This window comes from Tenuifilum thalassicum (assembly GCF_013265555.1).
GTDB lineage: Bacteria > Bacteroidota > Bacteroidia > Bacteroidales > Tenuifilaceae > Tenuifilum > Tenuifilum thalassicum.
In genome coordinates this window covers 890,662-905,509 of record NZ_CP041345.1, presented here as the reverse complement: position 1 = coordinate 905,509, position 14,848 = coordinate 890,662, and the positions used below count along the sequence as shown (strand labels likewise).

The following is a 14,848-nucleotide window of genomic DNA, read 5'->3' as shown; positions in this document are numbered from 1 at the left end:
GTATTAAAAAACTAAGGAAAATATTGATTTGGGCAGGAATAACTCTTCTTGCCGTTCCTGTATTTACCTGGCTTTTAATTCAAAGCCCTCAGGTACAAACCTATCTTATTCATAAAACAACCACGTTTATTCACAGTAGGACTGGCATTAACATAACAATAAGAAGAATCGATTTCCGTCCAATTAAAAGCATTATTCTAAAGGATGTATTTGTTGCAGATTTAAACAACGATACCCTTCTATTCGCAAATCAAATCTCAGCATCAATCTTTGAAATTAATAGCAAGCTTGGTTTATATAAATTTGGAAAAGCAAGCATCGAAAACTCAAAATTCTTTCTCCAAACAGATTCTACTGGAGTGATGAATTTAACAGCGCTGTTACAAAAAGTTAGCGGCGAACCTAAAGATTCTACATCAGGAAATTTTTCTCTTTCCATAGATAAGATTTTGCTAAATAACTTGAACTTTAAACTTAAGCAACAAAGCGCTGATTCAATAAGTTATGGTTCAATCAATTTTCAGAATTTAAATTTGTTGAATTTACAATTGGCGGCAAAGGATTTTACCATCAATAACGATACTATTAGTCTTACAATAAACACCCTGAAAGCATTAGATCACTCTGGATTCAATATTGATAATCTAAGGGCACGCTTTGCTCTTTGTAGCTCTTTTATGCATTTTGATAATCTTAGGTTTCGAGCACATGGCTCAAGTATATCTGCTAACAAGATCTATCTTGATTATAGCAGCTGGAAGAGTTTTAGCAATTTTACCTCTGATGTCAAAATTAACGCAAATCTTGAAGGAACCTATATTAACACCAAAGCATTGAGCTATATAGTTCCTACTTTCAAAAAATATTCTTTCGGAATAAGTATTAATGGTCAGCTTAAAGGAAGAATCAACGACATTCGTGCCCGAAACCTTGAAATAGATTTTGGTTCACAAACCAAAATAATTGCCAATGCAAACCTGGTTGGGCTGCCCGACATAGAAAACACTCTTTTCTCAATTGATTTAAAAAAACTTAAAACATCCAAACAGGACATTGAATTCCTAAAAGGTAGCAGTAAAAATGCTTCAATAATTTCGCTGCCAAAAATGTTTGATAGGCTCGGACAGATTGAATATGTAGGAAAGTTCTCTGGATACCTTAGCGATTTTATAACCTATGGCGAGCTGACAACTGCTCTTGGTAAAGCAAATTTCGATGTATGGATGAAACCATCAAATGATAATAAAAATGATTTCAAAGGAAAGTTTCATACAAAAAATTTCAACCTAGGAAAATTTTTAAATGATACGCTTATCGGTTCTATTTCAATTAACTCTAAGATATTGGGTAGCCTTGACAAGAGTGGCCATTTAAAAGCAAAAACAGATGCTAAAATTAACCTCCTAGAAGCAAATAGCTATCAATACAAAGACATCTCTATTTCGGGAAACCTTAGCGAAACATCCTATTCTGGAATAATTAATTTAAACGATCCAAACTGTAAGATTAATTTTTTAGGAAATGTTGACTTTACGGACAGTATTCCCATATTTGACTTTTCTCTACTTGCTTCGCATATTAACCTCGTAAAACTTAATTTTAATAAAACAGATTCTTTGTCTACTGCCTCCTTCCTGCTAAATGCAAAATTCAGCGGGAATAGCCTTGACAATAGCAAAGGAGAAATAAAACTCCTTAACTCAACCTATAGGAATCATAGAGGTGAGTTTAAAATTGCAGATTTAACAATTCATGCCGATAATACAAAAGAGAGTAAAGTAATCACTTTAAAATCGGATATTGCCGAAGGAGAAATTCGAAGTAGGCTGAGTTTTTCAAGATTCCCATACTACTTAAACAAGGTGCTATCGCGACATATCCCAGCCCTTAAAGAAAAACAAACAACAAACAATAGTCAAAACGATTTCCTTCTTGATGAAGCATTTAACGATTTTCTTATAAAATTCCGTCTTAAAAAAACCGACAAGATAACAAGAGTTATTGCTCCTGAACTTAAAATAGCAGCAAATTCATCACTCTTTGGTATTTTGAACCCCAAAGACGAAACGCTTACCTTTAAGGTTAAAATACTGGAGGCATCTTCAGGAACAACCTACCTTAAAGATGTTAGCATAAACGGAGAAACTCATGATAGTATTTTTATAGCAAACATTTCCACACCACTTATTAAGATTGGTTCTGGTTTTATTAAAAACCTCAAGCTAAGCACTACTGCTTCAAACAATAAAATTAGTAGTAACATCAGCTGGAACAATTACTCTAAACCAACAACTAAAGGAAATATTAACATACTAACCGATTTTAACAGCTATACCGATTCTGCTAAAACTATTTCTGTAACCTTTAACCCATCGGAAATAACAATTAATGATACATCATGGAATTTAGCACATTCCACCATTTTGATCGATTCCTCAAAGTTAGATTTTCAAAACTTTAAAATATCAAATAAACGACAGCATATTATTTTATCTGGTAGGGCTTCAAAAAATAGTTCCGACACTCTATCACTCTCTCTTAGAAATATTGATATCTCATTCATTAACCTTTACTTACATGATTTTGGCTATAACTTAAAGGGTATCATTAATGGCGAAGCACTGTCAACCTCAATACTTTCAAACCCTTCATTAGAAACCGATATTATTATTGACAATTTTCAAGTTAATAACTCATTGGTTGGGAAAGCAACATTTAGAAGCACTTGGTCCAACGATGAAAAAAAGATATCTGTCTACGCTTTGAATGAAAGGCATGACACATCAACCTTTTTACTAGCAGGCGACTATTTTATAGAATCAAAAAGACTTGATTTTAATTTAAACGTCAATAAGGCAAAACTTAAACTCATTGAACCCATTCTTGAAGGTAACGTTTCAAATATCAAAGGAACTATTGATGGAAAACTAAAGATTAATGGAAACACAGACAAACCAGCTGTTGACGGTATAATTAAATTTAACGAAACTGAAGCTATTGTTGGTTTTCTAAATACTCGTTACCGGATTAATGATTTAGTTGAGATAACCAATAGCGATTTATTTTTTAAGAACTTCAAACTATCCGACCAGTTTGGTCAAATTGCCACATTAAACGGAAGTATTAAAACTAGTTTCTTCAAAAACTTTAATCTAGGACTCAGATTAGGGTTTAGTAATTTTCTTTGCATGAATACTAGAGAATTTGACAACGAGTCGTTTTATGGTACTGTTTTTGGGTCTGGTTTTGTTGATTTTATTGGTAATCCTGATGATTTACATTTAAATATCAACCTTAAAACTGAGAATAAAACCGCAATATACCTACCACTTTCAACCACAAGCACTGTTGAAGAATCAAAATTTCTCTCGTTTGTTAATAACGATCCAGACCTTATTATTATAGAGGAAGAAAACATCGCGCAACCATCCTCATCGGCCAATATTAACATATCCATTGAACTACAAGTTACACCAGAAGCTGAAGCTCAGATTATTATTGATAAAAAGCTTGGCGATATTATTAAAGCTAGTGGTAGCGGGAATTTACGCATGGAGATAAACCCATCAAAAGATATTTTTAACATGTTTGGCCGTTACACAATAAGCCAAGGGGACTATCTCTTTACACTTTCTGGTGTTATCAACAAACGTTTTAAAATTGCAGAGGGTAGCTATATCGACTGGAATGGAGACCCTTTAGATGCAACCCTTGACATTAATGCAATATACAGAGTAAAAACATCGCTAAAACAGCTACTTTTAGACGATAGCTATTCCACAAGGGTTCCTGTAGATTGCAAAATTATGCTTTCGCAAAAACTACTATCTCCATCAATTAAATTTGGAATTGAATTTCCAAACTTAGACCAACAAACGCGACTTCTAACAGAGGGTGTTCTCAATACCGAGGAAAAGATAAATACCCAATTTTTGGGGTTACTTGTCATAAACAGCTTTATTTCCGACCCAAGCTTAACAAGCGGATCCACATCAAGTTCCAATAACAACTTAGGTACTACAGGAATATACAACACTGCAAGTGAGATGCTATCGAACCAGCTAAGTAACTGGCTATCGCAATGGAGCAAAAACTTCGACATAGGGATAAACTATCGTCCAGGGTTAGAGAGTGAGCTAAGTTCCGACCAGCTTGAACTTGCATTCTCAACACAAATTCTAGACGACAGGGTGACGATAAACAGCAATGTTGACGTTGGAGGAAACCGAAACAACAATAACACTTTTGTTGGGGACTTTACAGTTGACGTAAAACTTAATAAAAGCGGCAAACTTCGGGGGAAGGCCTTTGCAAGAAATAATAACGACATACTACCTACAACCCAGCAAAACAACTATACCACCGGTGCTGGGATAGTTTATCGGGAAGACTTTAATTCATTTAGCGAACTTTTCAAATCACTATTTAATAAAAGTTCAAAAGACAGTTTAGAAAATAGCTTACCTTTACCCGATAGTGATTCTATTAAAAAAAACAAAAATGACAGCAGCTTTATAAAAATAAATTAGATCAACCTGAACGATAATTACAATATACATTTAAACATTGCGTTTTTTTAGTAATTTTCGGAAAATTTTATAAAACTATGAATACAATGATAACCATGTTTACTCTACTACAGGTTACTACCGATGTTGCTGAGGAGCAAGGCGAAGTTACATTAAGTTTTCTTGACTTAGCCCTAAAGGGCGGTTGGATTATGATTCCATTGTTTCTTTTATCGGTTACAGCAGTATACATTTTCGTTGAACGTTATTTTGCCATTCGAAAAGCATCTAAAACCGACTCCAACTTCATGAATAGGATTAGGGAATATATCCATGAAGATAAAATCGATGCTGCACTTGCTTTATGCCGCTCGCAAAACACACCAGTAGCAAGAATGATTGAAAAAGGTATACAGCGAATCGGTCGCCCACTACCCGATGTAAATGCAGCCATTGAAAATGTTGGTAATCTTGAAATTTCGAAACTAGAAGAAAGTCTTCCGTTCCTTGCTACAATTGCTGGTGGTGCCCCTATGCTAGGGTTCTTAGGTACTGTTATTGGTATGATTAGAGCATTCTACGATATGTCGATGGCAGGTAATAATATTGACGTTGGTTTGCTATCAAATGGAATTTACACGGCAATGGTCACAACTGTTGCAGGTCTTGTTGTTGGTATTTTCGCATACTTTGGTTACAACTTTTTAGTAGCTCGTATTGAGAAAGTTGTATTTAACCTAGAAGCCAATACCAGCGAATTTATGGATCTACTCTACGAACCAGTATCGTAAAACACTATCGCTATGGCACTTAAACGAAGATCAAAAGTTGACGCAAGCTTTAGCATGTCATCCATGACAGATATAGTTTTTCTTTTACTAATCTTTTTCATGGTGTCATCTACTCTCATTCACCCCAATGCTCTAAAACTACTTTTGCCACAGAGCAATAGTCAAGTCTCAGCAAAACCTATTACATCTGTTTCTATTACTGCAGATAGAAACTTTTATTTAGAAACTGTACCTGTTACCCTTGGCCAATTGGAATACCTTTTGCAGCAAAAAATGCAAGGACAAGATGAACCTACCATAGCACTTCATGTTGACAGGACAGTTCCAATGGAGGATGTGGTTAAAGTGATGAATATTGCCAAGGATAATAAATATAAGCTAATATTGGCAACCCAACCCTTATCAAGAAAATAAAACAATGCCCAATACTGAATACAAGATAAAAGGAATAATTGGAACAATTTTGCTCCATGCTTTACTTGTATTCCTACTTTTTATTTTTGGTTTTTCAACACCATTACCCCTCCCTGCAGAAAAAGGGATACTGATAAACTTTGGCAATTCCGAAAACGGCTCTGGTTTTGAAGAACCCAAAATTCAAGAGTCGTATAATCCTCCAAAGCAGGAGATGTCAAGTAGACCTCAAGATGAATCGCCAATGACCCAAACCCATGAAGAAGCCCCTTCCTTGCCTAATGTAAAAAAAGAATCGACCAAAAAAGAGAACACAAAAAGTAAAACTGAAACAACTAACAATAATAGCACATCAGAAACCAAGAAGGAAGAAACAAACACTGAAAAGCAGCCCAAAATAAACAAGAAAGCGCTGTTCCCTGGACAAATAAATACAGGGAGCAATACTGGCGAAGGAGAAACGGGTGTAAAAGGCAATCAAGGGAGTTTAGAAGGTTCTTCCGAGTCTACCAACCGTACAGGTTCCGATGGGGGTGGAGGAAATGCCGATAATGGAATTATTGCTAATCTCAATGGTAGGGTTGCACTTAGGTTGCCTAAGCCTGAGTATCCCTCACTTAAATCAGGGAAAGTAGTAGTAGAAGTAACCGTAGATAACCAGGGTAGAGTTGTTAAGGCAGTTGCAGGTGTAAAAGGTTCTACCACGTTAGATAACCAGCTGCTTAGAGCTGCAGAAAAAGCAGCATTAAATGCACGATTTGATGTTGCTCCGAATGCACCAGCCTCGCAAATTGGAACAATAACCTATATTTTCAAACTACAATAGCTAAAAAAGCAAAAGTTTAAAGGCGAAGACCAGAACGCAACCCAATAAAAACCAACGAATAAATACTGCTCCTTTTTTTACTGCAACATGAGTAGCAATCCAAGCACCAACCATATTTCCTAATCCCATAGTTATTCCTAAAACGTAATCAACCTGACTATTGTATATAAAAACCCCTAAAGCGAGTATGGTGAAAACAAAGGTTATAAGCACTTTTAAGGCATTAGCTTTTACAAGATCTACTCCTACACCAAGTACTAATCCCGAAAGCAAAAAATAGCCTACTCCTGCTTGGATAAAGCCTCCATAGAATCCAATTGCTAGGAAAATTATAAAACGAAGCGGAGTAAGTTTTGTATTCAATTTCTCGGTTTGCTGCTTAAGCCATCGCTCTGGTTTTACAAGAAGTAAAATGAACATGAAAACTAAAAGAGCCCCAATAATTTTATTCATCAGTTGCTCATCAATGTCTACAGCCACCATTGATCCAACTAAAGCACCTATTGCTGCAGGAATAGTTAGCCAAATACCTTCATTCCATTCAAATACCTTTTTTTTCTTAAAACCTCCAACTGCAGCAATGCTCTGCATAAATATACCTACCCTATTTGTTCCATTTGCCACATTAGCTGGCAATCCTAAAAAAATAAGTACAGGAAGAGTAAGTAATGAACCGCTACCTGCAAGAGTATTAATAAAACCCGCAATTGCTCCAACTAAGGCAACTATGGGGTACAACCAAAAATCCATTTAAGAATACTTTTTAAATTCTGCCCATTCACAAGGTATGCTCTTGCTCTGAGCCACCTGATAAACTTTCTCTTTAATTTCCTTTAATTTAGCATAGGGTAACCAACCTAAACTAATTGTTACTTTCTTACCTGATTTTTTATTGAAAGAAATATAAGTTGGACCAAACTTAATTTTTTTAACGGTTTCCCAAATGATAGATTTAGGCATTTTAGATACTAATCCAAACTTATACTCAAGGGCATAGCTATCGGACTGAATAAAAATCCTTGCATTATATGTTACATATGCAAAGTAGATATATATTGAAACTTGAATAAGAAGAGGCAAAACAACTGCCAATTTTTTAAAATCATCCCCAATAAGTAGGAAAGATAGGAAAATAGAAGCAATTAGTATAACTGCTCCAACTATCCACAGTCGAATCAACTTTGATCTCTTGTGGCTAATCTCATTTAATTCTATACTAAAGGTTTCCATATTTTTTAATGCAATTTAAATAAAAAACCCCAACAGTAAAAATACTATTGGGGTCAAATATTATGAAAAATGATCTACCAAGCAAATAGAGGTAAATCTTTCATCAGCTTATTAACCTCGGCTTTAACCTCAGCAATTACCTTTTCATCATCAATGTTAGAGATAACGCGATCAATTAAATCAACAATAATAGGCATGTGCTGCTCTTTTAAGCCACGAGTGGTAATAGCAGGTGTTCCTACTCTAATACCAGAGGTTTGGAAAGGAGAGCGGCTATCAAAAGGAACCATATTCTTATTAATAGTGATATCGGCTAGTACAAGGGTGTTCTCTACCTTTTTCCCAGTTATTTCAGGGAACTTAGAGCGTAAATCGATAAGCATTGAGTGATTGTCTGTTCCTCCAGAAATTACCTTATAACCCTTATCGATAAATGCTTGTGCCATGGCAGCAGCATTCTTTTTTACTTGGGTTTGATACTCTTTAAACTCTGGTTGAAGTGCTTCGCCAAAAGCAACGGCTTTTGCAGCAATTACGTGCTCTAGCGGACCACCTTGAACTCCTGGGAAAACACTAGAATTTAAGATTTGAGACATCATTTTAACCTTTCCTTTAGGTGTTGTTAACCCCCAAGGATTCTCAAAATCTTTACCCATTAATATGATACCACCACGAGGACCACGAAGCGTTTTATGAGTGGTAGAAGTTACAAAGTGTGCATATTTCACAGGATTATCAAGCAAGCCAGCTGCAATTAATCCTGCAGGATGAGCCATATCAATCATTAGGAATGCACCAACTTTATCGGCAATTTCACGCATTCTTTTATAATCCCATTCGCGAGAATACGCCGATGCGCCACCTACTATAAGTTTAGGTTTATGCTCAATTGCCATGCGCTCCATCATATCATAATCAACCATTCCGGTATCTTCTTTAACGCCGTACGAAACAGCCTTATACCACATACCAGAAAAGTTAACGGGCGATCCATGTGATAGATGACCACCATGTGATAAATCTAAGCCAAGAAAAGTATCCCCAGGTTTTAACACTGCCATAAACACGGCCATATTTGCTTGAGCACCTGAATGGGGTTGAACATTAGCATACTCAGCACCAAAAAGCTGTTTTAGCCTATCAATTGCTAGTTGCTCCGACTGGTCAACTACCTCACAACCACCATAATATCGTGCACCAGGATACCCCTCAGCATACTTATTTGTCATTACTGACCCCATGGCTTCAAGAACTTGTGGGCTCACAAAATTTTCAGAAGCAATAAGCTCAATGCCATGCATCTGGCGCTGGCGCTCCTTTTCAATTAATTCAAAAATTTGAGTATCGCGTTTCATTGTTACACTTTTAAAGTTATGGATGTAAAATTACCACTAAAAAAAGGAATCTAAAAGCTAAAACAACATGTTATAAAGAATGTTAAGCACAACAAGTAATAATCTATACAATCAATACTATTTATTAGCCTGACATTCTGAAACATTCACCATTTATTAAGTTCGGAATATATCTGACAAGATGCTTATCCTCTATAAAATAGCGCCTTAATAATATGGCTAGCCATTTTAGGGTTCTCTTTAAGCCTGCGAGTTGAGTAGCCAAACCATTCCTTTCCAAAAGGAACATATACCCTCATTGTATGCCCTTTCTCTATAATTGATTTTCTTAATTCGGGAGTAACACCATATAACATTTGGAACTCATACTTATCTTTAGGTACATTGTACTTTTCTATTAGTTTGTATGCTCCCTCTATAATTGGTTTATCATGAGTAGCAATACCAACATAGTTTCCATTCTTTAAAAGGAATTCTAAATCTTCAAGAAAGTGTTGGTTTATCTCTTCGTACTTTTTATACGCAATTTCGGCGGGCTCAACATAAATTCCTTTACAAAGCCTATAATTATTTGGATGTTCATCTGAGTGAATATCCATAAGGTTTTGTAAATCTGATAAAGTCCTTTTAAGGTATGCTTGAAAAACTAGCCCAACATTATCGGGAAATTCTGCCTTTAACCTACGGAAAAGTTCAATCTCCATATCTGTGCAGGGCGAGTCTTCCATATCCACACGAATGAAATTTCCATACGATGCAGCTTTGGCAACAATCTCTCGAATATGATTATAACTAACTTCCTTATCTATTAACAAGCCAAATGAAGTAGGTTTTAACGAGTAATTACCATCTATATTTTCTTTTTGAATAGTATCAATTAATTCCAAATATTCAACTTTGTTACGCTCCGCTTCACTTAAATCTTTAATAAACTCACCTAGGATATCAATGGTAACTTTAATGCCTTGTGCATTTAGCTCTTTTGAAACTCGAATAGCATCCTCAATTGTTTCGCCTGCTATATAACGCTTTGAAAAGATCCATACCAATTTTTTTGGAAAATAAGGTAGGATTCCAGCAATCATTTTGTTAAACATATTTTTACTTTTTTAGGTTTGACATTAAGAATTCTAATCAATATAAATTGACCATATAGAATTTTCACAAAAATATCTGAAATTTGTTACACAAATTACTGATTTCTATCAGTTTTTTCATTAAAATAATTTTTGTGTTTTTGGAAAAATCTTTTCCTGAAAAGTTTACTATATAACCCCCATTACTGTATCTCAAATCATCTGAATAATTAATAAATTGATTAGGATAACATTTAATCCTCTTTTCAGAAACAATCTTCCCTGATAAGTCAAACACTCTTACAGAGATTAAATCATTGATTTTAGAATATATGTTGATATTGTAGATTCCTGTAGTTGGGTTAGGATATACACTAAAACTTATTGGCTCATAGTCATAAACACCAGTATTCGTAAACGATGGGCGACCAGCATCAATCCATGCACTATAAATTAGTTCAGCAAATCGTTTAGAAGCATTTGCAAAAAGAATCATGGTAAATACTTTAGTTTTTAACCAAAGGGCATTGTTGTATTCCCATGAATTGTAATCAGAATTGAGACTTCTTGCATAATTATCAGCAATAAGTATCGAATCTACATACTTATAGTTGTCACTGATATACTCAAACACATACTTTTGAACATCGTCAATGTGCGAAATAGTAAATGATTGATAGTCTTTAAGCTCATTTTCGTAGCTATTAATCATGGTTGATTCATATCGAGAATGAATTCCATAATTATTAGTTAGCTGACCATTATAATTTTTAGTAAGATGTAATGGCATATGCCCATCGGCCACATAATGCCCTAAATCGGCAGCAAATGATTTTGCCTTTTCTATATTCAAATCTTTCAGAGCTAGGACTAAAGAATCATAAGTATTTTTAGTTGACCATGGTAATGTTCCATTGCTGATAACAAAATCGTAACCGTACCTATTTACTGCTTGAACAAAGGTGTATGGTAAGGGCTCTTCATTAACAAACTCATTATAATTGTCAATATCTATATAGTGCTTAGGGCCTTCATTTGGATCATCATTTTTTCTATAATCTGCATCGGAAGCATGATCAGCTAAATAATTTGTCCAATTGCTAAACTGACTCATTTCAGCATTAAATGAGAAGCTCGCTCCATAGCTAATTATATAATGACCAGTCCCACCCCAAGAAGATAAAATTAAAATAGTTAGAGCAGAAATAAGATAATGGGAGAATCGATTCATATTTGTTCTTTATTCCATTAGACGATAAAATTGGAATAAAGTTTAGGGTAATAAATAAAAAAGCCACGCCCAAAAACTGGACGTGGCGAAAGGGGGGCGGCGACCTACTCTCCCGCTGTTACGCAGTACCATCGGCGCTGGCGGGCTTAACTGCCCTGTTCGGAATGGGAAGGGGTGATCCCCGCCGCTGTAGCCACCCAAGACCTGTTCCCCTGATCCCAGGGGTGATATCGTGAACGTGGCGGTGGTGAGCGCGCGGCGCGGTGACCCGCACCGCGCCGGGGAAGTCTCGGGCTATTAGTACTGCTCGGCTAAAACCGTCGCCGGCCTTACACCTGCAGCCTATCAACGTGGTAGTCTCCCACGACCCTCAGGGAGGCCTCATCTTGGGGGGGGCTTCGCGCTTAGATGCTTTCAGCGCTTATCCCGTCCGTACGTGGCTACCCTGCAGTGCGGCTGGCGCCACAACAGGTACACCAGCGGTACGTCCAGCACGGTCCTCTCGTACTAGTGCCAGGGCCCCGCAGGCCTCCTACGCCCGCAACAGATAGGGACCGAACTGTCTCACGACGTTCTGAACCCAGCTCGCGTGCCACTTTAATCGGCGAACAGCCGAACCCTTGGGACCTTCTCCAGCCCCAGGATGTGACGAGCCGACATCGAGGTGCCAAACCGCCGCGTCGATGTGAGCTCTTGGCGGCGATCAGCCTGTTATCCCCGGAGTACCTTTTATCCTTTGAGCGATGGCCCTTCCATGCGGAACCACCGGATCACTATGCCCTGCTTTCGCACCTGCTCGGCTTGTCGGCCTCGCAGTCAAGCGCCCTTGTGCCATTGCACTCCCCGCGCGGTTACCATTCGCGCTGAGGGCACCTTGGGAAGCCTCCGTTACCCTTTTGGAGGCGACCACCCCAGTCAAACTACCCGCCAAGCGGTGTCTCCGGCTACTGCCGGATTAGATCCCAGGCACGCGAAGGGCCGTATTTCAAGGGCGGCTCCCCGACCCCTGGCGGGGCCGGCTCAATGCCTCCGGCCTATCCTACACATCACGCACCCAGTACCAGCGCTAAGCTGCAGTAAAGGTTCACGGGGTCTTTCCGTCCCGTTGCGGGTACGCGGCATCTTCACCGCGACTTCAATTTCACCGAGCTCATGGCCGAGACAGCGCCCAGATCGTTACACCATTCGTGCAGGTCGGAACTTACCCGACAAGGAATTTCGCTACCTTAGGACCGTTATAGTTACGGCCGCCGTTTACCGGGGCTTCGGTTCAGAGCTTCTCCGGGCTAGCCGGATAACCCCCCCCCTTAACCTTCCGGCACCGGGCAGGTGTCAGGCCCTATACGTCACCTTGCGGTTTGGCAGAGCCATGTGTTTTTGGTAAACAGTCGCCTGGGCCACTTCTCTGCGCCCCCGGCTTCACGCCGGGGGACCCTTTCTCCCGAAGTTACAGGGTCAGTTTGCCGAGTTCCTTGGCCATGATTCACTCGAGCACCTTGGGATACTCTCCCCGGCCACCTGTGTCGGTTTACGGTACGGGTGCCGTGGGGCTGTAGCTTACCGGCTTTTCTCGGGACCGGCCTCACGCGCTCGCTTCGCCCGTGGGCTAGGCTCAACGCACCATGTCCGTCGGTACGTGCGCGCCGCGCCGATCCGTCCCCGGATCGCACCCCACGCCAGCTCGGGATTATTAACCCGATACCCATCGGCTTCCCCCTTCGGGTTCGCCTTAGGTCCCGGCTAACCCTGATCCGATTAGCGTTGATCAGGAACCCTGGGCCTTACGGTGTGCGGGTTTCTCGCCCGCATTGTCGTTACTCATGCCTACATTTGCTTTTCCATGCGCTCCACCAAACCTCGCGGCCCGGCTTCGCCGCACATGGAATGCTCCCCTACCACGCGTGATTACCACGCATCCGGAGCTTCGGTGGTACGCTTGACGCCCGCTTATCATCCACGCACGGCCGCTCGACTAGTGAGCTGTTACGCACTCTTTGAATGAATGGCTGCTTCCAAGCCAACATCCTAGCTGTCACTGCAGCCGCACCTCGTTTGCTCGACTTAGCGTACGCTTGGGGACCTTAGCTGCCGGTCCGGGTTCTTTCCCTCTCGTCGCGGGACCTTAGCACCCCGCGGCTCACTCCCGGGAAACCGCGGCGCGGCATTCGGAGTTCGTCTGGGCTTGATAGGCGGTGAAGCCCTCGCACCCAATCGGTAGCTCTACCTCCGCGCGCGTATCCCGAGGCTGCCCCAAAAGGCATTTCGGGGAGTACGAGCTATTTCCCAGCTTGATTGGCCTTTCACCCCTACCCACAGCTCATCCGAAAGCTTTTCAACGCTTACCGGTTCGGCCCTCCATGGCGTGTTACCGCCACTTCAGCCTGGCCATGGGTAGATCGCAAGGTTTCGCGTCTGCCACAACCGACTAAACGCCCTGTTAGGACTCGCCTTCGCTTCGGCTACCCCCCTTACCAGGGGTTAACCTCGCCGGCCACGGCAACTCGTAGGCTCATTATGCAAAAGGCACGCCGTCATCCGGCTTATGCCGGACTCCGACCGCTTGTAGGCGCACGGTTTCAGGCTCTTTTTCACCCCGCTGCTCGCGGTGCTTTTCACCTTTCCCTCACGGTACTGGTTCGCTATCGGTCTTCCGGGAGTATTTAGCCTTGCCGGATGGTCCCGGCTGATTCGGACAGGGTTCCTCGTGCCCCGCCCTACTCAGGGTACCGCCCGGAACTGAGCCGCTTACGCGTACGGGGCTGTCACCCGCTACGGCCGGCCTTTCCAGACCGTTCCGCTTCGCGCCTCAATCCCTGATGGGCGGCCCTACTACCCCGAGACGGCCTGAACCGCCTCGGTTTGGGCTAATCCCCTTTCGCTCGCCACTACTCGGGGAATCACTGTTGTTTTCTCCTCCTCCGCCTACTTAGATGTTTCAGTTCAGCGGGTTCGCCTCCGGCTTGCGCCGGATGGCACGCCTCCAGCGTGCCGGGTTGCCCCATTCGGAAATCCACGGATCACCGGTTACTTGCACCTCCCCGCGGCTTATCGCAGCTTGTCACGTCCTTCATCGCCTCCGGAAGCCTAGGCATCCCCCGTGCGCCCTTATCCACTTCCCCGGCACGGTACCGGACACCCCGGTATCGCGCCTTCAAATCTCTATCTCGCTCGGGGCCCGCACGCTCGCGCGTGCCTGCCTCTTTCGCTTCTTTCTCTATTCTAATTTCTGTTTCTCACCACCACCACGTCAAAGAACGCTTTGTGCATTTACACACACGTGGAGAATATCGGAATCGAACCGATGACCTCCTGCTTGCAAAGCAGGCGCTCTAGCCAACTGAGCTAATTCCCCAAAATTAACGCTTTAGTACCGAAAAGTTTTCTGTAGCAAGTAACTCCATCAGCCATCTTCCCCCG

At 40.9% G+C, this 14,848-nt stretch carries 9 protein-coding genes, 1 tRNA gene and 2 rRNA genes; 4 read left to right on the top strand and 8 right to left on the bottom strand.

Annotated elements, in window-relative coordinates:
- The first annotated feature begins 23 nt into the window (after positions 1–23).
- From FHG85_RS03730 to FHG85_RS03715, 4 genes are all read left to right on the top strand, one after another.
- Positions 24–4,529: a translocation/assembly module TamB domain-containing protein gene (locus FHG85_RS03730; RefSeq protein WP_173073111.1), complete on the top strand. Its 4,506-nt coding sequence runs from the start codon at positions 24–26 to the stop codon at positions 4,527–4,529.
- A 77-nt stretch (positions 4,530–4,606) separates the two neighbouring features.
- Positions 4,607–5,299, top strand: coding sequence for a MotA/TolQ/ExbB proton channel family protein (locus FHG85_RS03725; protein WP_394366219.1), 693 nt, complete (start codon positions 4,607–4,609; stop codon positions 5,297–5,299).
- 12 nt (positions 5,300–5,311) lie between these two features.
- Positions 5,312–5,713: an ExbD/TolR family protein gene (locus tag FHG85_RS03720; RefSeq protein WP_173073109.1), complete on the top strand. Its 402-nt coding sequence runs from the start codon at positions 5,312–5,314 to the stop codon at positions 5,711–5,713.
- A gap of 4 nt (positions 5,714–5,717) precedes the next feature.
- The gene (locus tag FHG85_RS03715; protein ID WP_173073107.1) at positions 5,718–6,539 is read left to right on the top strand and encodes an energy transducer TonB family protein; all 822 of its coding nucleotides are present in this window, start codon (positions 5,718–5,720) and stop codon (positions 6,537–6,539) included.
- Here FHG85_RS03715 and FHG85_RS03710 read toward each other — a convergent pair whose 3' ends face one another.
- The 8 genes from FHG85_RS03710 to FHG85_RS03675 all read right to left on the bottom strand — a co-directional run bounded on the left by FHG85_RS03710 (position 6,540) and on the right by FHG85_RS03675 (position 14,783).
- Complete coding sequence (locus FHG85_RS03710; RefSeq protein WP_173073105.1) at positions 6,540–7,289, bottom strand: sulfite exporter TauE/SafE family protein; 750 nt, start codon at positions 7,287–7,289, stop codon at positions 6,540–6,542.
- Entirely contained in the window at positions 7,290–7,769 is a 480-nt protein-coding gene (locus tag FHG85_RS03705; RefSeq protein ID WP_173073103.1) for a hypothetical protein, read from the bottom strand.
- Positions 7,770–7,843: 74 nt separating this feature from the next.
- Positions 7,844–9,124, bottom strand: a complete 1,281-nt coding sequence (gene glyA, locus FHG85_RS03700; protein ID WP_173073101.1) for a serine hydroxymethyltransferase — start codon at positions 9,122–9,124, stop codon at positions 7,844–7,846.
- A 185-nt stretch (positions 9,125–9,309) separates the two neighbouring features.
- Positions 9,310–10,221 carry a proline dehydrogenase family protein gene (locus FHG85_RS03695; protein ID WP_173073099.1) on the bottom strand — a complete coding sequence of 304 codons (912 nt, stop codon included), beginning with the start codon at positions 10,219–10,221 and terminating at the stop codon, positions 9,310–9,312.
- A gap of 64 nt (positions 10,222–10,285) precedes the next feature.
- Entirely contained in the window at positions 10,286–11,431 is a 1,146-nt protein-coding gene (locus tag FHG85_RS03690; protein ID WP_173073097.1) for a T9SS type A sorting domain-containing protein, read from the bottom strand.
- A 91-nt stretch (positions 11,432–11,522) separates the two neighbouring features.
- Positions 11,523–11,632 (bottom strand): 5S ribosomal RNA (gene rrf, locus FHG85_RS03685).
- A 77-nt stretch (positions 11,633–11,709) separates the two neighbouring features.
- Positions 11,710–14,550: ribosomal RNA gene (locus FHG85_RS03680) — 23S ribosomal RNA — on the bottom strand.
- Between the two features lie 159 nt (positions 14,551–14,709).
- Positions 14,710–14,783, bottom strand: a tRNA-Ala gene (locus FHG85_RS03675).
- Positions 14,784–14,848 lie beyond the last annotated feature (65 nt).